This window comes from Pseudomonas sp. CFBP13528 (assembly GCF_005233615.1).
In the GTDB taxonomy this organism is placed as follows: domain Bacteria; phylum Pseudomonadota; class Gammaproteobacteria; order Pseudomonadales; family Pseudomonadaceae; genus Aquipseudomonas; species Aquipseudomonas fluorescens_AM.
On record NZ_QGAJ01000010.1, the window covers coordinates 162,805 to 186,120 of the forward strand.

Genomic DNA, 23,316 nt, shown 5'->3' on the forward strand with positions numbered 1-23,316 from the left:
GGAAACCAGCTCGCCACCAGCTCGGAAGACTGCTAGGGCGAAATTCCGAATGAATACTAACGGCGACCCGGCGAGGGCGCGAGATGATGGTGTGGGTTTCTGCCGGCTTTCGTGGCGTGCAGCTAGCACATTCAGGGAGGGAGGGGCCGGCGAGGATCGCACTGCAATAACTCGCTCTCTACACTGAACCAGGATGGGGGTACCGCTGTGTACCTTTCGGCAATGCAAGTCGAAAACCTTCGCCAGTTGGCGCTGCCGATCATGATTAAACATCCGGTTCAACGACGGCCGTAGGTGGTTCAGGCGGTCAACAGAGACAGGTTGAGAAAGGAGTAGGGGTGCTTTTTCGCATGCGGGGTAATGGCTGAACCTGAGCTGATCAGTGTGAAAGATCCATGGATAACCTGTTTTGCTGATAGATACATCAAGGGGCTGCGAAGTCAGCCCCTTGGGCGAATCGCCTACTTCGCGTAGCCTTTCTCTTCTGCAACACCATACTTGTAGGTCACTTGGCGCTGAATCGCCAAGCGGTCGCCGACCTGGACAATGTAGTTGATGCGCTCGATGTCCAGATCTTTTGCGCACTGCTTTAGTGTCTTGGCGATGTTGTAATGAATTTTCCTGACGTCGTCCGAATAATTGTAATTATATTCTGGATAGTCGATTACCCAAACAGTATCGACGCTATCCAATTTAACCCATTCTTCTTCGGCCAAAAACTTGTAAGCCTTTTTGCGAACAGCATTCGCATTTTCAAAGTCAAGCGACAGTGTTACATGAGTCATTTTGATTTCCCTGACGACCTTACTACCGGGCTGCAGCAAGTTCGAAAAGATCATGTCAGATACTTCATTTCTCTTTCTACCAATGATGAGGACTTCAGCTCACAATGTCCTCCGTGTGCTACAAAGTGCATACGCGTTGTGGAATGTCCGCATCAGAGGACATTCGTGCTGGACAGGTGGAAAGTCGACGATATCATTGCGCCACCAGAAAGGACGTGGCCGCATGACAACAGATGCTATCGCACCAGGAAGCGAAATCCTCAAGAAGACCCAGCGCGGGCTAAGTGCAAACCTTCTCCGTGCCATGCAAGTTTCAGGCATCACAGACAGTGGCGAGCCTAAAAAGCTGACGCAGCAGCACCTATCCAAAGACTCAGGCGTTGCGCGATCAACGATCAGTAAATATTTGACACAGCACACCGAGGCCAACCCTGACCTTGAGACGCTTTGCCGCCTGGCTTCCGCACTCAACATTTCTCCAGCATTGCTTTTGATGAGTGAGGAAGACTGGCTGCAGCTTGCACGTGCACTGCTTGAAGTCGGTCACGTGCGGAACAACGAGTCCATAAGCTCAATGATTGAGGTGCTGAGCAATGAGCAGAACAATCGTCCTTTGACCCGGGCTGCCACAGTGCTACGTATGGCCAAGTACGTGGGCGTCGAAAATCGCTCAGATTCGGCGCTGGGAAGAAAGGTGCAGCAAGGCATTCTCGCCACTGCTGCTATGCCGGCGCATCCGGACTTCGAACAAGGCATTTACACGCATCTTTTACCTCTATGCATCGTGATGGGCGCACGAATCATTGACCCAGGAGCAACCCATGAATCTTGATGAAGTCCTATCTACCTCCAACATCGAGGCGATTATATCGGTCTCTGATATCGAGGACATCAGCGCAGTTGTGAATTACCTCACCGACAACGGGGAAGGCCGCTTGGCCTTGGATGGCGACGTCTGTAAGCGTCTCGTGGCTGCCCGGGACGCCGGCCGCTACACAGACGCCGATCATCAGCTAATCGCAAAAGAAATTCGCCTGTTTGGTGGCAACTCGTTGCTGAACTTGTTCCGCAAGGACGGCGTCGCGTATGACGAGATCGTCAAAGATGTGGCCAAACACCTGAAGGTCAACTTTGCGGATGATCCGGTGAACGTGATTGAGCAGGAGATTCTCGGAAAAATTCTGTCTCGTGCATTCGAGCAAATGACTGATGCGGAACGTAAAGAGATTTTGGATGATTTGGGCGTCGCGAGCTACTCCACTGCAGGCCCAGCAGCAGCGATCGCAACCATTTGCGCCGCGAAAGCTGGAGGCTTTGCGACCTACAAGATCGCAGCGATTGTGGCGAATGCCATTGCCAAGGCCATTCTCGGCAAAGGGCTTTCGTTTGTAGCAACGGGCCAGCTTATGAGGAGCATAAGTGTTGCGATTGGGCCAATCGGATGGGCGATTACTGCACTGTGGACAGCCGCTGACCTAGCCAGTCCTGCTTACAGGGTTACGGTTCCATGCGTTGTCCAACTTGCCTACATGCGCCAGAAAGCGATCATGGCGCGTACCGTCAAAAGCTGCAGCCATTGCCAGCATCCAGTCGCGCACTCGGCACGCTACTGCTCAGAGTGTGGCAACGCTGCGGCTGCTTAATTACTAAGCCTTCCTCTGGTCAAGAGACAGTACATGCTAGGAACAATCACGATAACGACATACTGACTTCGGGTCGACTCATTCGAAATGAGACGAGACGACCTTGAACGGTTCAGAGCTAAAATCGTCCCAGAAGCGGATGAGCCTAATCGCCTTGTAGCACTACGCATACCATGGATCAAACACCTACAGACTTAACTGTGCATTAGAAGGGAAGACCAATGCTGATCACTTCCGCAACTCCGCAGGAGCTCATTGACTGGTTCCACGTCAAGCAAGAAAAACAAAGAATCATGTGCGTCATGCTGGCGCCGGAATTGGAAGACCAGCAAAAGTTGAAGGACTTGATCCTGGGCTTTTCAGCTGCAGACGCGGTGCTCGGTGGCGAGGTAGCCTTCATCCTGCTCGACCCCACTGGAAGTTCAGCGGTAGGACTTGACCGGGGTCTTGGTGAGGTAGGGGCGTTTTCAGGAGTGGCTTTACCCTTACGGGACACAACGAGCTTTCGAGATCTCACTGATGAGTGGGAGCACCACCGTGATCATGTAGCAAAGACGTCAGCAAGAGGAATGGCCCGGTTCGTTCCGGACTTCATGCAGATTTTCAACGTGGAACCCGTCGACCTCCCATGCCTCTGCTTGGTCGTGCATGGAGTGGATGAGTCCATTGTCCTTTCCTTAGACAAAGAGTGGACAACAGAGCATCTCAAAGAGCTCCTGCAGAAAATCCGCATAATTGTGGATGGCACGCCTAATTTCAAAAAAGAAATTTCGAGTATTGCAGGCCTGCTGCCTAAGTCCTTGGAGCGAATCCAAGATCTCGTCAACAGCATCGGTGCAAAGACGAGTCAGATCTCTAAAATCTTGGATCAGATGCTTCGACGGTATGATGGCAGTGCTGAAGATCGTCGGATGGTGGTGTCTTACGTGGCTCAAGGATGCCAAGGCCGAAAGATACTCGAAGATGTCCTAGCGCGATTCTCCTTCAAAGAATCTGAGAAATTTCACAGAGACGAGCAAATCTTGCGCCTGTTGAGGCTGGCGGATGAGCTGGACAGCCGTCGAGCACCACTGATTGAGCTACAACGTGGTGGGCTCTTTATCCCATCGGTGACGGAACAGGCTCAGCATTGGATTGAAAGCCGCGACAAACTGTTCGGAGAACTTGAAAGCCTTTTGCCGGGCAAACAAATAGCGACTACCCGGATCAACCGAAATCAGCTGACCCTCATCAAATCGGCTCTAGAACTGGTGAACACCTCGGGTGAGGTAGTGGGCAAAGCGGTTGCGGCGTATGAGTGGATCATTAAGCTGGTGGGTAAGGGTGGATAGGGGAGGTGCGCCTCCCTCTGATCAAGAGGAAGTACATGCTAGCAACAATCAAGTTAACGACATACTGGTTTAGGGTCGACTCATTCGAAATGACGCGAGACGACCTTGAGCGGTTCAGGACTTATATCGTCTCAGAATCAGATGAGCCTATCCGAATTGGAGTCACGGTTTTTAGGTGCTCAAGGGGTTTCATGTGCTTCGCAGATAGCGGAGTACCTGAAGAATTACACTTCAATGAGTCTCCCGCCCAAATCATCTACTTGATTGACGCTGCGTTGAGCAACTTATCGTCGCGGTAATCTGCAGAGCGTGCGACTTAGGGCGTCTGTGAGAAAAGATGTGGGCTCGTCCCGGCTCTAAAGCATTTTCTCAAGCGTTTCTGATCTAGTCCTTCGCTTGTTGCGCAGTGGTCTCACGCCCGCATCCGCCAGAGTTCTAATCGATCAAGATCCACCAGGCGGTCTTTGAAGAAGATGAGCTGGTGTACATTTATGACCAAGAGATGAATGAGTTTTTCGAGAGGCAGGAGCGAGAGAGTTTTTCTTGCCAGTGTGCAGAAGCATATGCTGACCGACCTCGATAGGATTCGCACATGGCACACCGAAGCTTCTGGATACGATTAGGATCCTGAACCCTTCCTCTCCGATTTCATAGAGCAGTTAGATGGCATTCTTGAGGCTTGCCCTGGAGGATGCGGTTGCCACACAGATGCAGCGTATCGACGACTGGATCGCCGAGGTATCACGGGCGCGTGGATGTGAGCCAGCAGTGGGCCGAAGTTATCTGATTCAGCCGACGGCTCAGCATTCTGGTCACGATATTTTCGATGATGTAGATCTCTGATCGATCGCTTCTAGAGCCTCAACGAGGAGAGCATATGCCAGCTTTTGCTGATCGCGACCTAGAGCAGCGTATTCAGAACGCTCAACGAGACATCAAGTCATGGGCAGAAGGAAGCGACTTGTGGCGCGATAGTGGCTTCACATCATACGCAGAGCGCGTGCAAGGTGAGCCTGGTGAAGAGGCTGTGGTTTTCATCCTTTACAGCGATGGGCACCTTGCTCGCCTGCTGGATGAAGATCTTGACCCTCGATCGCGAGCTGAGCTCGATCAGATTTGTGGGGCACACGGTTTCTGGTTTGAAAACTATGACGGCTGCTCCTACTACTTCTTTGCGACGACGGAAGAAATGCAGGCGGCCTACGATGAGTACTTCCATTGGAAATGGGTATGTAGCCTAATTGTTGAGGATTTCGGAGATGTGTACGCTGAGCTGTATAGGTATTTCCAAGCGCGTCCTGAGCGCCTGTACAACCTGCACCACCGCGAATTCGAGATCTTGCTTTATCGGGTCTTCCAGAGCCTAGGGTATGAGTCTGAAGTCGGGCCCGGAATTGGTGATGGAGGTGTAGATGTTCGGTTGCTCCAGCGAGGGCCGTTAGGGGACACGCTTACCTATGTGCAGGCAAAACGTTACGCGCCCCACAGGCCCATACGCCTCGACGCTGTTCAGGCGCTCCGTGGTGCCGTCGCTAACGATGGCGCGCACCATGGCATCTTTGTCACAACATCTCGGTACCTCCCCGGTGCGGCGGATTTTGCGCGCCGTTCAAATGGAGTGCTTCAGCTTAAGACTTCCGATGACGTTGCTGAGTGGTGTAAGCAGGCTCAGGAAGGAATTATCCAGGATAAGTCGCTACTGATTTCAGACGCACATCTACTGTCAGTTTTACGGCGTGTTGATCACGGAGAACATGCATTGGTGACCCACGCTCACACCGGCTACCGCACGATCACTAACTCGTTCGCGCTGGTTCTCAAGGAAACCAAACATGCGGCTTTGCTCATGCGTCTCCCTAGGCGGAACCTCTCACAAGATTCTTATGGGCTTGAGGGCCATGAGGCGCCTGTCCTCGATCCCCAGATCCTGGGGATGAAGCAAATGGAAACTGTCTTTCGTGCCAAACGGTCGGTGAGTAGTGATGGATGCGTGAGCTACTGGGATGGTAGAAACCTCTACTCGACCTGGAATCGCCAATCCTGTTTCTTCAGCTACATTGATTAGTCAAATCACCTTCATCCAGGCGTGTTCGCCAAACCGGCGCATCTAGGGCGAGGAAGTGGGTTGGAGCCGCGGCAGTTCGGAGCCGATGTTTTCGGCGATGTGGCGCACAAGATCTCTCGGGTTCTTGCTTTCAATGGTCTCCCATTTGATGTCACGCTTGTTGCAATGCAGCTTCTTGACAACATTTTTGGCGGCTTTGCAAATGGCCGCATCTGTTCCGGAAATGCGCTCTGCGGGCAGAGCTACTAAAACTGCGTGTGACAATGTCATGCAATCAGCCACGCATCTTTCTCACCTGACTCGACCTGCCTCCAGGAGTAGGGCAACTGGTTGGTCGAAACGGAGCATCACATTCTCGGCATGCTGCAGCGTGTGATCCCCTTTGTCCTGGATCAACTTCACAGTACCGCTGGTAAAATCACCCACGTTGGCCACAAAGCCAAGCCGACGCGTTCCCTGCGCGTGGAGTTCGTAAGCGATACCACGGTCGTCCACACACGATGCACCGACGATGTCGATGTACCCTCCGTTTTTGTCTTGAGAAATCCCCCTCCCTTTTCCGAGGAATCTGCAGCCGTCGCCTCGGAAGATCGTATTCATTCCGGTAGGTTTGAACGGACTCACCAGCGAAAACAGAAAAGGCATGTCAGCGCCTGAGTTTGCATCATCCAAGCTAGCGCGGGTAATCACCTTGGCCACTAGGGTCTCACTGGTGGGCGCCGTTGTGTAGTTGCCCCCCTCAACCACAGCAGACTTGATCGCATCTGGTAGCGATACCTGAGGAGGATTGATCAAGCCCGCGAGGTCACGTGGCATGATCGATAGCCAGCCCAGAACAGAGGTGGCATTGCCTGCGAAATTTAAAGCCCCCCAGATGATTAGCGGGATTGCCAATAGACCCATCAGTCGATGCTCAGCACAAAACAGCCACCAATTTCCAGATCTTTTGCATCTGGTTCCGTTGCGCGTCCTTCCAAAGCATTGTCTCATCATGCCGTCTCGTTTCTGGATCCATGGCCGTATGATATTCAGAATTAGGAATAGCTCTAGTCAAAATACAGCTTCTAAATTCAGAGCGTGCCTCAACACTTATCCTGGCCGTCGGGGGTGAGGGAAACGATGAGTTCGGATTTTCGCTCGCCGGCGTACCAAGCGGTAACAGCTGGCACATAGGTCGTGATCTTTTGGTTTGCGTGGAAACGGGTCAAGCCGTTGCTTTCTTGATCGCTGCCTCAGCCGCCGACCACCCTCTTATGAATGAGCGGGTGCAAGATTTCGAGGATTGGATGGCGAGTAAAATCAGATCGCCGAATCCTTCAATGGAGCCCCCATCAAGTATGTCGGGCCAATGTACTCATCCGTTCGGCCCCCGACTTCAAAGGACGATCTGCTCTTTGTCAGGCAAGGGGCACGAGCTTGGGGCTTGTATTGCGCAACGCCAAGCCACCAAACGACATGCCCGCATCGACATAACGCAGCGCCGACTTCATATCCTTCCAGCCCACATAGCTCATGAGCCCCTTGATGTCCCACCCATTGGCGGAGGCCCACGTTGCAAAACCTCGCCTCATCGAGTGGCTGCTATACAACTCCGCAGGCAATCCTGCCTCTTTGAAAATGCGACGGAGCACGGGGATCAAACTATGCGGCTGCATAGCTTTGCCTGAAAGATTGCCCCACCGATCTATCCGCTGGAACACCGGGCCTTTAGCGATCCCGGCAACCGTTAACCAATTGATATAGGCCTCCACGGGGCAAAGCATTGTGAGCGCCGGCGTCTGGAACGTAGTTCCTTCATGCTGTCGGTCACCCTTGGTGTAGGGTAGGAAAAAGGTAATGCCTTCTCCACTTATGGCTTGGGTATCCTCGACCGTTAGCCTGGCCAACTCATCGCCACGAAAGCCACGCCAAAACCCGATCAAGATAATCGCCACCGAACGACGATGACGCACCAGCGATTTGTAATCTCCCCGTTCAATCGCGGCTACAGCTTCCCCTTCAAGCCATGTGACCGCTTGCTCCAGGTGCTTCAGGAGCAGTGGGGCGGCCTGTTTCACCTTTGCAGGATGCACGACTCTGATGCCCTTGATCATCTGGCGCACGTCAGGCGTTTTGGTTGGATCAGGGAAGCCCTGGGTGATGTGCCATTGCGCAAGGGCTGCCAGGCGCTGCTTCAGGGTATTGATGGAGAGTTTGTCGGCGTACTCCGCCAAGTAGCGAACGACGCCGGCACCGGTCGTGGGCAGGTACCCGCCCCAAGTCACTTCGAAGTGCTCAATCGCCGCCCGGTAACTCTTTCGCGTGTTCTCCCGGGTACCGGCGCTGAGGTACCGATCTGCCTTTTCCATCGTACTTTGCCTTCAAAATCGGAGCGTTTGGCTTTACTAGCGCCACTAGGTGGTTTTCTGGGCGCTATAAGCAGTCAAGAAGCGATAAAGCACTATTATAGCTTTTTTATTATTGGACTTTACATCCACAAAAATGGTGATAGCGTGTCACGTAATTACATGACACGTAACACAGCACGAAATCGTAGGAGTTCAAATGGCGCGTGGCGGCATTAACAAGGCGGTGGTGCAAAAGGCAAGGCAGTCTCTGCTCGCTAGGGGCACATACCCAAGCATCGATGCCGTACGTGTGGAACTGGGGAATACCGGGTCGAAGACAACCATTGCCCGGTACCTGAAGGAGATCGAATCCCACGATCCACGCCCACTGTCGTCCCGCGAACGCATGGGTGAAGAACTTTCGGCAATGGTGGAAAGCCTTCTGGATAGACTCATGGAGGAGGGTAACGAGTCGATCGAACAGTCCCGATCAGCCTTTGATATTGAGCGTGTAGAGCTCCAGGGGCAGATCGACAGCCTGCAAACTGAACTGACCGCAGCGCGTAGGCAGCTCGACACTCAGCAAGCAGCGATTGAGGCTCAAACTGCTGACTTAAAAACCACGCAGTCCTCACTCCAGGCAGAGCTGACACGCAATGCCGGACTTAATCAACGCTGTACTGACCTAGAAGCCTTGGTCAGTGACCGGGATAAACAGATCCACTCTCTAGAGGAAAAGCATGTTCACGCGCGCGGGGCATTGGAGCACTACCGGGAGTCTGTAAAAGAGCAGCGTGAACAAGATCAACGACGGCATGAATCCCAACTCCACGATGCCCAAGTGGAGAAGCGCAAGCTGCAGGAAACGCTGGTGCTGAAACAGGATGACCTAACTCGTTTAAATCGTGACAACGAGCGGTTGCTTGGAGAGTCCAGGCAGCAGGTGAAACTGCTACACGGCCATGAGGCGCACATACAGACACTGACTGGCGAGATCCAAGGCCTGAAACTGGCGGAGGCGAGATCCGCCGGAGTTGCTGAGCAGCTCCAGGAACAGATCGCCACGCTTCGACAAGACGCCACGGCACTGAATGAAGCAGCAGCCAAGAGCGGCGAGCGCGAGCTGGAGGCAAGACTGCTGCTTGTCGCTGCCCAATCGGAGAATGAGCGACTCCGGCGATTGCAGGCTGCCGAGGCTGAGATAGCTGGAAGCGATTCAAATACCACATTTGCGCCTGCATCCGAGAAGCCAAAGACAGCCCCCACAAAACCGTCGAGGAAGTGACCATGAACAAAGCCACGCTCAAACCGATAGGCCCCAATGAAGAATGCTCCGCGCATCAGTGGGCTCATCAGCGACTCACCTTGATGCTGGCGAACAGCACATTACCGCCAGCTTTCATACAGCTCGACACCCGCACTCGATTGGAAACCCGAGCTAAGTCAGGTATCGAAGCGGCTGACTCGAGTAAAGCAAATTAGCACCAGTGTGCCGAGCACCACCAGCGCATGTTCGAGGGACTTGAAAACCCTACATATTGGGTTATTATCAAGCCATGACCACTACATGCGGTGATTTGCATGGACATGCCAAGTATCGAAAAAGAAGCATCCGAGCTATTGCGCATGCTCTGGCGCGACCGATATCACCTGTGGGGCGATCAAGATATCACCCCGCTTCAGGCGCGTGATCCGAGGAAGGCGGCGTTAGCGTACGGCTTTGAATATCGGGAGCTTCCGAATCTTGGTGACCCCAAATTCATCCAAGGCGGCTCCGGCCCTAAGATTGCAGGTCTGATTGATCGCCAAGCGAACCGCATTGCCATCTCCCAAGAATTCTCTCCGACGGTAAAACTGTTCACGGGTGCTCATGAGATCGGCCACCTCGCCCTACATAAAGGTGAGGTTATGCATAGGGATCGGGCGTTAGATGGCCGTCCAGTCGGCGGGCCTCGAAACCCTGAAGAAAGGGATGCTGATTTCTTTGCGGCTTGTTTTTTGATGCCTGCGAAGCTGGTCGCTGACCGTTTCAGGCGTCTATTCCTATGTGGAGACCAGCTTCACTTTAACGATACGGTCGCATATCACCTCGATGCGCATAACATCGAAGGTTTGTTGTATGCCTCGTCAGACTCCTTGGAACGAGAGCTGGCACTGGCGCGGTGCCAACGCTTCAATAACCTCAACGTCGTATCGCTTGCTACGCAGTTTGGAGTATCCGATTCGGCAATGGCGTTACGACTCAAGGAGCTTGGTTTAGTACGCTGGCCGTAGCTTGGGGGCTTGAGTAGGCGCTAGGTATCGATCGGAGTGCAAAAGTGTGGCGGGGCGATAAAGAACTGTACGCTCAGGAACCGCCCGACCATGCGTCATAAACTCCCCGTGAGATGCAGATCAATCTTGCCGACCAACCTCGACCAGCAGTTCCAACGCCCTCATGCGCAATCGGATCGCTGTCTTCGAAACGTTAAAATATTCGCTCAGAGAATTGCACACAGCATGAAACTGGATGACGTTGTCCCTCTGACTGTCCAGATACAGATGGCCGTGACCACGGTTTCGGATGCCAAGATGCTGTAGTAACAACCCAAACGCAGCCTGAAAGTCCTCTTTAGGCATCAAGAGACATGAAGCAAACGTATTTGCTTGCCACTCCAACCGCTCGACTTCCCCTTTAGGGATGGTGATGAGCTGGCTCTGGTCAATGTCCTGCGCTCGGATGGCTTCTCGAGTCATGTAGCGCTTATGACCTAGAAAGTGATGCCCCAACTCATGGGCGAGTGTGAATCGGGCCAAGTGGGATTGGCTATCTGCCCCGAAAATTTTGATCTCAAGCGGGTTGAACGTTATACAGCCGAGGGCTGAGCCCGAGTCCTCAATGAAGCTCACGGACAGGCCACTGACATCAGCCTCCCTGGACGCTAGCTTAGTAAGATCGACCTCTCCCCGGATGTATGAGATGGATTTCAACGCCTGCTGAGCCAAGCGATCTATTCCGTCCCGCGAAATGAACGCGACCCTGGGTGTCGCAATAAGCGTGGGCTGACGAATCAGACTAAGGTCGTTCTCTTTAAAGGCACTCTCAAGGTCGAGGCCTTTCCAGATGCCTTCCCAACCATCCGTAAAGCCGGCAGGAGTTACGGCATAGGCGCTATAAACAGTATGCCGAAAATCCGTCTGGGTTAGAGCGTATTCGATCTCTGCGCGCTTACGGGCTCTAGCGCTACGCGCCCCGGTTAGCAGGGCGCGAGGAAGCTCCCATCGAAACTCAGTTTGATCGAAGTAACGCAAGACACCGAAGCCTCGATTCCGAGCAATGTTGAACGTGCCGGACTGAAACGCACTGGCAGACGCAAAAACACCCTTGGCATTGAAGCCGGCCACTTGGCTTATCTTTGAACCAAATTCTTCGATGTCTCCCACGGGCACTTTGCCGCTGTAGTTCTTACATTCGATGAGCACAAGCAACGATGGGGTTTCGAAACCAGGCAGGAACACTTCGACAGAAATGTCAAAAATGATGAAGTCTTCTCGGTCGCGCGAGTAGTAACCCTTCTTCCTGAAAACTTTGCAGCACTCAGGTCGAAACGCATAGAAGCGACCTTCATTGATCTCACGAAACAGGAACTCAAAGACCTGCTCCTCGAATCGGTCGCCCTTGGCATAGGTGCTGAGCGCTTCAATTTCCATATTTAGGGCAGGCTCCGGTTAAAGGGTAAGAAAGTCAGTCGTAAGTGAATAGATAGCGGTCGAGAAACGGGTTACCCCGGCCACGCTGGCTCTCAGCTCGTTAATATGATCGTCTTTTTTTCTACTTTTTGTGTCAATGACCAGAAGGTTAGCGTCCAGCCAAGCGCTGACGACTTTGTTTGTTTGGCCCGCCGACGCCATCTGCGTATCGGTAGATTTGGCTCCGCCCGATTCTCAAGGACAATCGTCAAACAGCGATTATTTCAAAACCACACCTAGAGGCAATATGGCATCCTTGGCTCTATATTGACTGCTGAAGTCGCACCCCCTGAATCATCGGAGTATTAAAATGCAACGGACGCCTAACGAGCTCCTCAGCCGACTATTCGAGTACGCAGAGGAAAGCCTCAAGGAGCTTGATCCGTCGCGCTATCAACTCTCGAGTTCTGTTAATGACGTGTATCCGCCTACGAGCCTTCTAGGTCTTCCTGGGCTGCATTTTGATCTCCAGTTCCCAGGCGACAATGTCTGGCTACAAATCGAACGGCTCGAAGAGTTACGTGCTCCAGCACCAGCTGATGGAAGCTATAGCTCCGTCATCAAAGCCAGCGACAATCCCACCAAGCCACCAGCGCTCTCTGAGCAGGTGCTCCTCCAGTTAATCCGCGAGCAGCAAGACAAAGATCCGGGTGGAGATATCGCCGCAGTGGAGTCCGAGGTACGCGCGCAAGCTTCGGCTGCTCTTACGGCGTATCTTGTCCTGTGGCACGAATGGGCTGAGCTTGAGAAACCACGTCGCAAGACCATTAGCCTCTATGGCGACATGTTTGCATTGATGCAGCAGATGGAGACGGGAAAATCTGCTCGCGAGCTGGTATGGGGCTTGGGCGTTAGCGCTTGGACGTTAACGATCAACGATGCGCAGCAGGGATTCAATTATCCATTGTTGACCCAAGCCCTCGACATCTCTTTGAACGAGGAGAGCATGGCGGTCGAAGTTCGCCCGCGTGCCACAGAGCCGATGATCGAGTTCGATGCGCTGATCAACGCCAATATACCTGGCGCCAGCGAGTGCGAAAGAGCTATTCGCGATCATCTAGGCAGACATGTCGATTCCCCTTTGAACCCATTCTTGCCATCGACCTTTGCTGACGTGCTCAAGCTCTCGGCCAGAAGCCTCGACAGCAAAGGCAAATATTCGGAGGTGATGGGAGATGGAGCCCAGGGCTTCCCGGAACCAGGTGACACGCTCCAGATAAGCAATGCGTGGGTGGTGTTTGCTCGCCCCAAACCCAGCAACTGGCTGATCAACGACCTTCGCAAGATCCGGGAGAAGCTTAAGGAATGTCTCGAGCTTCCTGCCGGCCCACTTGCGTTGGTGACCCCGGCCTCGAATATTGCAATCGATTACCAGCACGTTAACTTCCGCGGGCTTTCCAGCCGAAGCATGGATGGATCTAGAGCTGAACCCAAGGAACTGTATTTCCCCCTTCCATACAATGACGAGCAGGTAACTATCGTTCAGCGTCTGGAGCACGCACCAGGGGTTGCCGTTCAGGGCCCTCCTGGTACCGGCAAAACCCATACGATCGCCAACATCATTTGCCACTATCTGGCGACTGGCAAACGTGTCCTAGTCACCTCTCGTGGCGAGCAGGCTCTGAAGGTACTCCAGTCGAAAATACCGGCTGAGGTTCGGCCTCTGACAGTTGCGCTGCTGACCAGTGACCGCGAGGGTATCCGGCAATTCCAAGGCTCGATTGAGGCTATCCAACACCAAGTTTCGCAAATCAATCCATCACTTGCTCGGAGTGAGATTGATCGCCTGCACCAGTCCATTGATCTTGCTCATACCGAGCTGGTGAGGCTTGATCGACGCGTCAATGAGATTGCCCTGAATCAGCTTTCCGAAATCCAGGTAGGCGATGCCAAGTATCGTGCGGAAGAGCTTGCTGAGCTTCTGATGAAGGGCGGCGACCAGTACGCCTGGTTTGACGACGAACTTTCGTTGTCTCCCGAACACTCGCTGCCTTTTGACGATGAGTTCGGTAGGGGCTTAAGACAGGCCCGTCGCGACCTCGGGCGTGACCTTGTCTACATCAATTCCAGTCTGCCTGAAGTTGAGCAATTACCGGCAGCTGCGGAGATCGGCAAGCTCCACGGCTCAATCTGCCAGCTAAAGTCGCTCGAATATGCTTTAGGTCAGGGGGATCTCATACCCCTGAAATCCGAAAGTGAAGCCGTTGTCGCTGCCGCCAAGAATCTAGATTTGGAGCTGGGTCATTGCGAAGAAAAGCTTATGGCGCTGCACGACGACGGGGACTGCGAAATTCTATGGTCGCAGGAGCTGCGACTCAAGGCCGCAGGTGGACGGTACGACAGTGAAATATCAGTCTTAGTAGGCATGCTTCCAGCCGCACAGGCTTTGATGCAACGGCGCAAAGTCATGCTGGAAAACTTTATTGAGTTCCCAGAGGAAGCCTTGGATTGCGAGAAAACATCTGAGGCCGTGGATAGAGCTACCGAAACAGGAAAGCCTTTTGGTCTGATGAGCTTCGGAGCATCCCAAGCCAAGACACACGTCAGCAATGTTCGGATCAATGGCTCAGCGCCAAAGTCTGCCGAGCAGTGGAAGATCGTCCAGGACTACCTGAAGCTTTACGCGGACGTGAGATCTTTCACTGCGCGTTGGAACCCTCTGGCCGAGACACTGGGGATTCCGCGACTTCAAGCGGGAACGGCACATCTGCGGCAACTGGAGATCACCGTTAGTACAGTTCAGGCTGCGCTCGAGCTCACCTCACTCTACGCCGAAAAAGTACAGCCACTCTGCGAGGCGGTCTTCGCAGATGCGCCCGATAACATGCATAGGCTGACAATCGTCGAGATTCGTCGCCTGCGGGATCACCTCACTCAAAACCTTGCTCGATTAGATCTCAGCATGGCGGGCGCCTCACTCGCAATTCTGCAGGCCAAAGTCGCGGGCGACAGCCCAATCTCCTGCCGGCTTCGTACATTCGTTCTGGAGTGCCTAGGCAGCCCGGATCAAGATACGCATCGGGTCGTGTCCCAGTATGTCGACTTGCTGACAGAACTACAGCGGATCAGAGAACTCGGTGGCCTCCTGAATTATGTCAGGGAGGGCGCGCATCGGGTGATGACAGCTGGAGCGGAAAATCTTTCCGGTCGGTTGCTGACCGTTCCTGTTGAAAACGGAGCTGAAGACCTGGCTTTCCCAAGTAGTTGGAAGGAGGCGTGGCAGCATGCGCAAATACGCTCTCACCTGCAGAGCATCGAAGCGCGTCATGAGCTCGTCGAGCTAAATGGCAAGCGAGTAAAACTCGAAGCTGGCCTGGCACGTATGTATCGGGAAGTGGTGAGCCGAGCGGCTTGGCTGTCCACTAAAGCCAATGCCAGCCCGATGGTACTGCAAGCACTAGCCGGCTACTCGACAGCGATACGCAAGATAGGGCAGGGGACAGGGCCGAACGCGGAGCGTTATCGCCGCGATGCTCAGCAGTGCATGCAGGATGCTGCCGGTGCCGTGCCATGCTGGATCATGAGTCACGCCAAGATTTCTGAGTCCATGCCGGCGGAAATAGGCGCCTTCGACCTGGTGATTGTGGATGAGGCGAGCCAGTCAGACTTATGGGCTTTGCCGGCTATCGTCAGGGCCAAAAAGGTACTGGTAGTAGGGGATGACAAGCAAGTTTCTCCCGATGGTGGCTTCAAATCCGGCAAGAGGATCGGCGAGCTTCGTAACCGGTTCCTGAATGACCAGCCCTATGGCGCCGACATGACGCCGGATAAATCTCTTTACGATTTGGCATCGCGAGTCTTCGCTGGCCATATGGTTATGTTGCGTGAGCACTTCCGCTGCGTTCCTCCCATCATTTCCTATTCCAACCAGTTCTACGGCGGTGCGATCCAGCCCCTTCGAATCCCTCGACCATCCGAGCGCCTCGATCCACCTCTAGTGGACATTTATGTCAAAGACGGAGTGAGGAACAAGAAGGGCTGCAACAGGCTTGAGGCAGAAGCCATCGTTGAAGAAATCCAGGCACTTATCAAGGATGACAAGTATGCGGGTCGCACGATTGGTGTGGTAACGCTGTTAGGGGGCATGGAACAAGCCAAATTCATCGATTCGCTAGTACGTGAACGATGCCCGGCCGCTGAGCTCCACGCTCGTGAATTTGCGTGTGGTGACGCCAGCACCTTCCAGGGAAGCGAGCGCGACATCATCTTCATTTCCATGGTCGCAGATCCAGAGAACTGCCATCCACTTTCAGGCATTGCTGCTGAACAGCGGTTCAACGTAGCCGCAAGCCGTGCACGCGATAGGATGTACCTGATTCGATCGGTGACCCTGGATCACCTTTCCCTGAAAGATGTTCGTCGTACACTCCTGGAGTACTTCAGCAAACCACTCACAGAGCAGGAGGTCGATCAGGATGGCCTCATCAAGCTTTGCGAGTCTGGATTTGAGCAGCAGGTCTTCAGCAGACTGGTTGAGCGGGGCTACCGCGTCATCCCGCAAGTAAAGAGTGGGGCATTCAGGCTCGACATGGTCGTCGAGGGAGCCAACGATAATCGTCTGGCAATCGAGTGTGATGGAGATGCCTTCCATGGCCCCGATCGCTGGGAGGCAGACATGAATCGCCAGCGTATCCTTGAACGTGCAGGGTGGACGTTCTGGCGGTGCTTCGCCTCATCCTGGAGCATGCATAAGGAGGAAATCTTCGCGGAGCTCATCCAGCGCCTGGCTGAGCTCGGTATCGAACCAACTCACGCCTTGGACAAGCTCCCAGCTGTTGTTGAGCTACGGGAATGGTCACCCGCGGGCACTGCATCCCAAGATGATGAGGATGAAGACATCAAAGTCCTGGAAGCCTTACCGACTGCAGGGGAGGAGCAAGCACTTCCGATCTGAAGACTTGACTGACCGCGCGCAAGATCAACTTGTGCGCGGCAGTCCCAAGCTGGCGGCTTCGACGGAGCAACTGGCGATGAAGATAAGGTGTGGTGGTCGGCGGGAGCATGGCTGGCAATCCCATTGCTATCATCGGCATCCGCAGATCTCGACCATGCGGTCTGACAAGCCCCCTAACAAAATTGCCAACCGCAGTACGAGGGGCACTCACACCCGTGACAGTTGCTAATGATTTCCAAGGTAGATCTATGGCTATTGAATTAAGTGAAGAAGAAATGCGTATTGTGATGGGGAGATACGGTTCGGTCAGGGAAGGAATTCCCGATCAAGTCGATTTTACCGCTGACAATATGAACGTTAAGTTGTGATCTATATAGTATATGTGGGGTATACCTAAGTTGACAGAAAGGGATGACTTATCCGAGTGGGTCGTACACTTTGTTCATGGAATGAAGCCGGAGTTGGTATGGATGAACGAGGATGGAGAGTCAGAGCCAATGCCAGTGGCGTTTGACGAAGATGACAAGGGGATCGTATTGGAGTATCAAACATATCGGCACCCACTAAGTGATTTCGAATTGTCGGCCTTCGATGTACTGCTTAGAATTATAGATGATGGATATCTTCAGACGTCATGGTCACTTCGTGAGAAAGCTAATGGTGAAGTGGTGCCAACAATATACGGGCGTCGCTCAGCTCTCTGCGTGACCGAGATGCCACTACACGCACTGACTGCCTACCAGCAGAAGCGCGCCGAAAGTGGTTATGTGGACAAGTACGCAATAGCCGTTAACAAGGGTAAATTTTTTTCGGCAGGCGGCCGCATAGTTTATTCTGGTTTGTCTCAGCCTCACAAGGAAGTATTGCATGAAGATCGTGACGCTAATTATTTTTGTCGAATTTTATCGCCCGAGTGCGGATTGGCTGAGCATGAGCAATATCGCTATGTTGCCATGAATATGCGTGAGGGACGCCACATAGACTGGTCGCATGAGCGCGAGTGGCGATGGACTAAGAGTTACGATGTACTCGACTTTACCCCTGGGCTGCCTTTGTGGTTGCAAGATCGAGAATGTGACCCTGATAGAGAAAATGATTTTTCGGAGATAATCGTTATTACGGAAACGGAGGAGCAAATATCAGCAGTGGTGGATAAGCTTCGCGCTCTTTACGACTCCGGAAAAAATGAATTTGGCATAGCATTTGACAAAAAGAGGCTCAGATCTACTAAAGTTACTTCTTTCGCAAGAATAGAGAAGGAAGGTGTTAGACATATTCGCGATATAAAATTCTCGTTTTCTAGTTTCATCCGCAAGATTACCTATAACGATGAAGTAACAGAGCGTGCGAAAGAAGTATACGAGCTATCAAGGGCTGCTGCTCAGGAAGCCGTAGAAAGCCTGCGGACAGATCGCGATGAACGCGAGTTCAGTTTTTGTGGTGGAGCCGAGTTGGTGCTCAAGGATTCACATAATGAATATGTAAGAGCTTTGATCGCGGCAAAGATAGCGAGACCCGGTGCCGGTGAAGGATATATCATAAACGTTAATGATATGTCATTGGTTCAGCAGAGTATGGAGCTAGCGTCGCGGGGATGTGAGGCAGCAGGAAGTGTGTTTTTTGAAGAGTTGGGATTGAATTATGATGTCAGGCAATATCCCGACTGAGTGAACGGAGCCGTTTGCAGACGAAAGAAACCCTCGATCGGTTATGCCTATACCACTCCACGGCAAGCGCCAGGGTCGTGCGGGACTTGTGTTGGGCACCAACGAGGGTTTGGGCTGCTTCCGCACCTGCCAGCTGCCCAGCCGCGAATGTTTCCGGCGCCGAGTGTTCGATCGTAGCAACAGCTTCTATGAAGGCACGTGCGAGCGGGGCACCGATTTGCACCTCTAGGTTGCAACGAGACTGCTCGGGATCCGTGTAGCAGATCGCGTCGGCTATGAAGTTGCCGACGGAAGTGAAGCCACAGACTGCCGCTCCCTGGAGATACAAGTAGGTATTGCTTTCCTAGAGAGCGATCCAGGTCGATCTTATGGTATCTGCCAAATCCTTCTCGATACTGATCATTCGCGTTTTCCTTGATGGGCTAACATGCTCGGTATCCTTATCAGCCTATTAGTTATTCAGAACATCGCCCAAATTGGTTGCATCGCGTAGAGTCTGCTGTGTGCTATGCCTGAATCGACTGGTCTGAAACGGCGGCTGGAGGGCTTAAGGTAAGTCACGACGATGGCGGCGCCGGAATATCGGTATCGCCAGGTCAACGAGGAACGTGAGGGACGTGAATGCAAGTCAGCCGCAAGCTCAACCTTTACGAGATAGAGGATCTCTACCAGTCACTGGGTACGGATTCGAACCTCAGGCTTCCTATCAGCATGAGCCACGGCGGTGGGTTGGGCGTGGATGCTTCACTGGCCCAGTTCATTGTCACCTGGGCACGCATCTGTGAAAGAACCGTCCTTCACCTGTATGCACCTGCTGGCGATGACGCCATGACGCAAATCACTCAGTTGGCCCAGAGCGCTGCCGGGTTCTTCGCGTTGATCATGTGCAGTGAAGTACACGCCGAGGATCATCAGATAATCGATCGGCGGGAAGCGCTCCTAACTATCAGGCCCCTTGTCGACGCAATGTTTGCGGGTGATCTGCGCAACACCTCCAATCTCCGAGGAGCTCGCCCAACAGCCATCAATCTGTTCTGCGTAAACAACGCAAAGCGTGAGTTCATCAAGCCGTTTTACTTTGATCACACCGTGCCGAAAGTCCAGCCGAGATCATGGTTTTCGACGCTCGTAGAGACATCCTCGAAGCTAATGAATGCTCGCAATGACCAAGGTGCGCTGATCCGAGCAGGTCTCCCGGCACTGGGAAGCGTGCTCTGGGAATTGATTTCCAACGCCGACCAGCATGCTGTCACCGATGTAGACGGGAATAAGTACAAGAAGGCGCTGCGTGGCGCCTCCATAAAACTCAATCGGATGAGTCGTCAAAGTGCGCTGGAGTACTCAGACAATGAGCCTGAGCTCGCGCGGTTTATCCTGAAACGTTTTGTGCAAGCCGAAACGTTGGACTTCCTAGAAATCTCGGTCATCGATAGTGGCCCTGGACTCGCGCGGCGGTGGCTAACGGCCAAGGAGGGGAAACCAGTAGAGAGCCTGGAGGGCCTCACCCTAGAGGCTGAGCTGGAGGCCACGCTCGATTGCTTCCGCAAGCATGTCACCTCCAAGCCGCAGTCACCGACCTCGGGTATGGGGCTACATAACGCTGTTCAGGCACTCAACAAGCTCAAAGCGTTCGTGCGTGTTCGGACGGGGCGGCTTTCTCTACATCAGGCTTTTCATGGCAGTAATGAGATTATGGAGTTCGATCCGTCAATTCGATACGGTGGTCGGGTGCTTGCTGCTGTGGAAGGTACTGTCTTCACCATTTGCATTCCGGTGAACTGATATGTTCGATCTCATGGATTTTGAAGTCGAGTTGCGTCATGCAAGCAAGCCGGTTCATGTAGTGGTTTTCTTCACCGGCCCCGATCTCCTCACCGACACGCAAGCTGCGCACGCCTTGCAGAATCAGTTGTCCGGCTACGTCATGCCTGACCTTGTGATATTTCTTATGCCTGGATACACCTTGGATGAGTTCCGCGCCCACCAGGCAAACGCCACATCGCCACTGATGGCGGAACTCGGTCGACAAGGCCCAGGCTCGCCTCGCACCTACGCTTGCGCGTTCTATGATGTGAATGGGGCCATCACCGACTACGTCAACATTTCCCGGTCTGAAGAGGGGTTCGAAGAGCTAATCAAGCGCAACTCCCGCGCGATAGCAAAAACGGGGCTGACCCGCCTCGTCGAACGCTCCAACGTGTTGAAGAAGGCACCCGCAGGATTCTTCTACTCAAAGCCCTCTTCTCGGGCTTCCAATTACTTCATCCGAGCAGAAGACCTGCTTTCTGAGACGCTGCACGCCCATTATCTAGCGTTTGCATGCCTACCCCTCATCCAAAAAGCAACGGTAGATGGGATGGGGGTGCCTGACACTTTGTACCTGGACACGATCGCATTGCTGCCCCTGGCGTTGTCCATGCAGGTGTACCTCACGCGATTTGGGCAGCAGGGCTTCGTGAACATCCGGTCATTCCATTCGCACGAAGGGCTCATAAAAGACGGGCCTTTGCCCAAGGCTGTTTCCGCCCTGTGTCTCATATCCGCGTCGACCCAGTGCGGCCTCGCGCAGCAATGGTTGAAGATTAATAGTGCTCTGCCGTCCCGCGTGGCGACCATTCTTTCCTTTGAGCGCTCGTCGGAATCGTGTTCGGTCTTACACACGCTGAAGCAGCCCGACGACTTCGAGATGCTGGGGGAGGGCGAAGCCGGTGGGATCCGCCTAATTCGAATCCATGGTGAGCGCTTCGTCGCCGAGCACAGCGAAACCAAGCTGCTGAATATCGGCACTGATCATGCGCCGTCCTTGCTGCAATCTCTGTTCTACTCAGTTATGGGAGCCAATCTGTTTAGCTGCTTCACCCATGACCGTCCAGGGCTTCGAGCACGGACGGTGTGCGTTGACAAAGACAACCTCGTGGCCGCCAGAAACTTCGGTGAGTGGTTCGACAGGGTGTTGCTTGAGGAGGGCGTCGCCTCGACCCGCTGGGTCATCCACGATGACGACGCTGCAAGTGCTGCCTTGGCCGACCGGGCGATCGCTTATTTGGCAACGTGTGGCGTCACGGTCGAAAAAAAGGTGTCCTTTGAAGACTTTAATGCTAACGAGAGATTTGACGGATCAGTAATCGTCATTGCCACTGCCGCCGAGCGCGGGTCGCGCCTGCAGAGCGTAAGTCGTCGACTGCGCACCGCTCAGCAATCAGGCACCCGCCTTTATATCACTGCGGCACTCATCGGACGCAGCTATCAGCGGATGAAGGAACTGCAGAGCAACCTGACGCAACCTGCTAGGGATCACAGCCGCTACGTCTTTAAGACCTTCATGGAGATCCCAGCAGCTGAGCTCGCCTGCACAAACCACTGGGCCGACGAGCAGAGACTACTCGGCTCTTTGTATTCGTTTGCGGATACATTCTCGCCTGTGATCACTCAACGCATGGAGGTGTTTGATCGCGCCGCCACTGGAGGCCTTGGCCTGCACCCGTTCTGGCCGAGTAGCCACACCGGTGAGCCGATGACCCTGAGCCGAGGATTTGCATTTGTCGACGGTAAGGAGGATGTGAGAGGGGCGACGTCCACCGATATCTACCTCACCATCTTGTGGATCCTGCAGAACGCCCGGTATAGCGGGAAGGTGCAGAACGCCAAGCGGCTGGAGTCCGGGGAGCTTCAACAGGTGCTCCTCTCGCCGGAAGTGTTTTCACGTTTCGATGATGGCGTCATCCAAGCCGCATTCTTGCGCGCAGCTGTGCCGGCGGAGCTGGACTACAGGGCCCACGAAACCCATAGCTTGTCGATGTCGGACATTATTCAACGTGTCGTCGCAGGGTATGGGCATGAGCGCGGCGAAGCCGCCATGGAGTTCGTCATGGCGTTGGCTATCGGCAAAATCCGACTACACAAGGATGCTGATAACCAGTTGCGGGCTGACTTGATCAAGATCTTGTCGCCTCACGTTCCGGAGACCCGTTACCTACTGGATCCCGAATACGAAGCACCGTTGTGATCATTTCCGCTGAACCCGTTGTATGTGAGGTGTCCAGTCACTGGCAACTCAGCGCATAGCTGAGCTGAGTTGCACAGAGTGCTCTATGACTGGGTGCGGCTGGTTACTAGCTGGGGAGATTAGCCGAGCATTAAAGAAATGCTGCCAAGGAGAAACATCAGGATGATGCCTACGAGGTTGACCAAAAAGCTCAGCCCTCGATGCCCTCCGTAAAGCGCTCGCAACCCTTCATTACTATTTCGGGTTGTCAGGTGCAGCAGCCCGCCCAAAGCACAAAGAACGGCTAAATGTAACAACGGTTCGGTCAAGTTACTGACGTCCGGCGCATAGGTAGGTTTTCCTGCACTGACCCACCATTTGATCGCTTGAAACAGCCCATATATGTATATGGCAAGCCACAGCCCCCATCCCGACGTATTGACGACAAAGAAAAGGCAGTGCGGCATGCTGATAGAGGGAAACCATCTCCTCAGCAGCCGGATCGCAGCACAGTGGAATCCCCAACGTAGAATGCTAATGCTGTATAGCAATATTACGGTCGAAGTAGTGACCAACACCCAGGTCATATTTTTGAGGCGACCGAGGACAGTAAATGCCTCGGCAACCGACACTCCAGACCCAGCAGAATTCCCATAAGTCCACTCTAAAATCAGGCCGGCTAAAGCTGCCCACACACCAGCAACAACTAAAGGCAATCCCCAGAGTCCCTGGAGCCGCAAATGGAGCGGTCTATTTGTAGAGCTAAAGTCCAACGGCTTTACAACGACCGGAGTAATCAGAAGCAGGGCATATTTACTAACCTTATGGTCGCGAACCTTAGACCAGGCGAACCTTAAAACGGACAACGACATTATTACCTCGGGCGGAAA

General features: G+C 53.5%; 16 protein-coding genes. 10 read left to right on the top strand and 6 right to left on the bottom strand.

The genetic code is table 11. The features are described 5' to 3' along the window. Window positions 1-461 precede the first annotated feature (461 nt). Window positions 462-839: a hypothetical protein gene (locus PspCFBP13528_RS18840; RefSeq protein WP_122416969.1), complete on the bottom strand. Its 378-nt coding sequence runs from the start codon at window positions 837-839 to the stop codon at window positions 462-464. Window positions 840-1,008: 169 nt separating this feature from the next. Here PspCFBP13528_RS18840 and PspCFBP13528_RS18845 point away from each other — a divergent pair, with 169 nt between their 5' ends. The 4 genes from PspCFBP13528_RS18845 to PspCFBP13528_RS18860 all read left to right on the top strand — a co-directional run bounded on the left by PspCFBP13528_RS18845 (window position 1,009) and on the right by PspCFBP13528_RS18860 (window position 5,824). Beyond that, a complete protein-coding gene (locus PspCFBP13528_RS18845; protein ID WP_137201218.1) occupies window positions 1,009-1,617 on the top strand; it encodes a helix-turn-helix transcriptional regulator in 609 nt (202 codons plus the stop codon). Then, a complete protein-coding gene (locus PspCFBP13528_RS18850) occupies window positions 1,607-2,428 on the top strand; it encodes a ubiquinol-cytochrome C chaperone family protein (RefSeq protein WP_137201219.1) in 822 nt (273 codons plus the stop codon). Before PspCFBP13528_RS18845 ends, PspCFBP13528_RS18850 begins: the two co-directional genes overlap by 11 nt. A gap of 221 nt (window positions 2,429-2,649) precedes the next feature. Continuing rightward, complete coding sequence (locus PspCFBP13528_RS18855) at window positions 2,650-3,759, top strand: hypothetical protein (protein ID WP_137201220.1); 1,110 nt, start codon at window positions 2,650-2,652, stop codon at window positions 3,757-3,759. Between the two features lie 877 nt (window positions 3,760-4,636). Beyond that, on the top strand, window positions 4,637-5,824 hold the full coding sequence (locus tag PspCFBP13528_RS18860; RefSeq protein ID WP_137201221.1) for a restriction endonuclease: 1,188 nt from the start codon (window positions 4,637-4,639) through the stop codon (window positions 5,822-5,824). Between the two features lie 42 nt (window positions 5,825-5,866). Here the strand turns inward: PspCFBP13528_RS18860 and PspCFBP13528_RS18865 are convergent, their stop codons facing one another. From PspCFBP13528_RS18865 to PspCFBP13528_RS18875, 3 genes are all read right to left on the bottom strand, one after another. Next, a complete protein-coding gene (locus tag PspCFBP13528_RS18865) occupies window positions 5,867-6,094 on the bottom strand; it encodes a hypothetical protein (protein ID WP_137201222.1) in 228 nt (75 codons plus the stop codon). 21 nt (window positions 6,095-6,115) lie between these two features. Beyond that, complete coding sequence (locus PspCFBP13528_RS18870) at window positions 6,116-6,727, bottom strand: hypothetical protein (RefSeq protein ID WP_137201223.1); 612 nt, start codon at window positions 6,725-6,727, stop codon at window positions 6,116-6,118. A 494-nt stretch (window positions 6,728-7,221) separates the two neighbouring features. Beyond that, window positions 7,222-8,172 carry a site-specific integrase gene (locus PspCFBP13528_RS18875; RefSeq protein WP_137201224.1) on the bottom strand — a complete coding sequence of 317 codons (951 nt, stop codon included), beginning with the start codon at window positions 8,170-8,172 and terminating at the stop codon, window positions 7,222-7,224. Window positions 8,173-8,368: 196 nt separating this feature from the next. Here PspCFBP13528_RS18875 and PspCFBP13528_RS18880 point away from each other — a divergent pair, with 196 nt between their 5' ends. Together PspCFBP13528_RS18880 and PspCFBP13528_RS18885 are read left to right on the top strand one after the other, a co-directional pair. Further along, window positions 8,369-9,436 (top strand): DNA-binding protein, encoded by a 1,068-nt coding sequence (locus tag PspCFBP13528_RS18880; protein ID WP_137201225.1) that lies wholly within the window; start codon window positions 8,369-8,371, stop codon window positions 9,434-9,436. Window positions 9,437-9,732: 296 nt separating this feature from the next. Then, window positions 9,733-10,425: an ImmA/IrrE family metallo-endopeptidase gene (locus PspCFBP13528_RS18885; RefSeq protein ID WP_137201226.1), complete on the top strand. Its 693-nt coding sequence runs from the start codon at window positions 9,733-9,735 to the stop codon at window positions 10,423-10,425. 120 nt (window positions 10,426-10,545) lie between these two features. Here the strand turns inward: PspCFBP13528_RS18885 and PspCFBP13528_RS18890 are convergent, their stop codons facing one another. Continuing rightward, entirely contained in the window at window positions 10,546-11,841 is a 1,296-nt protein-coding gene (locus PspCFBP13528_RS18890) for an ImmA/IrrE family metallo-endopeptidase (protein ID WP_137201227.1), read from the bottom strand. 349 nt (window positions 11,842-12,190) lie between these two features. On the opposite strand from PspCFBP13528_RS18890, the gene PspCFBP13528_RS18895 reads away from it, so the two are divergent. The 4 genes from PspCFBP13528_RS18895 to PspCFBP13528_RS18910 all read left to right on the top strand — a co-directional run bounded on the left by PspCFBP13528_RS18895 (window position 12,191) and on the right by PspCFBP13528_RS18910 (window position 22,447). Next, a complete protein-coding gene (locus tag PspCFBP13528_RS18895; RefSeq protein ID WP_137201228.1) occupies window positions 12,191-16,774 on the top strand; it encodes an AAA domain-containing protein in 4,584 nt (1,527 codons plus the stop codon). Between the two features lie 470 nt (window positions 16,775-17,244). After that, on the top strand, window positions 17,245-18,441 hold the full coding sequence (locus PspCFBP13528_RS18900; RefSeq protein ID WP_137201229.1) for a hypothetical protein: 1,197 nt from the start codon (window positions 17,245-17,247) through the stop codon (window positions 18,439-18,441). A gap of 621 nt (window positions 18,442-19,062) precedes the next feature. After that, window positions 19,063-20,223, top strand: a complete 1,161-nt coding sequence (locus PspCFBP13528_RS18905) for an ATP-binding protein (RefSeq protein ID WP_137201230.1) — start codon at window positions 19,063-19,065, stop codon at window positions 20,221-20,223. Window position 20,224: 1 nt separating this feature from the next. Next, complete coding sequence (locus PspCFBP13528_RS18910) at window positions 20,225-22,447, top strand: hypothetical protein (RefSeq protein WP_137201231.1); 2,223 nt, start codon at window positions 20,225-20,227, stop codon at window positions 22,445-22,447. A 119-nt stretch (window positions 22,448-22,566) separates the two neighbouring features. Here the strand turns inward: PspCFBP13528_RS18910 and PspCFBP13528_RS18915 are convergent, their stop codons facing one another. Beyond that, window positions 22,567-23,298 carry a hypothetical protein gene (locus tag PspCFBP13528_RS18915; RefSeq protein WP_137201232.1) on the bottom strand — a complete coding sequence of 244 codons (732 nt, stop codon included), beginning with the start codon at window positions 23,296-23,298 and terminating at the stop codon, window positions 22,567-22,569. Window positions 23,299-23,316: the final 18 nt, after the last annotated feature.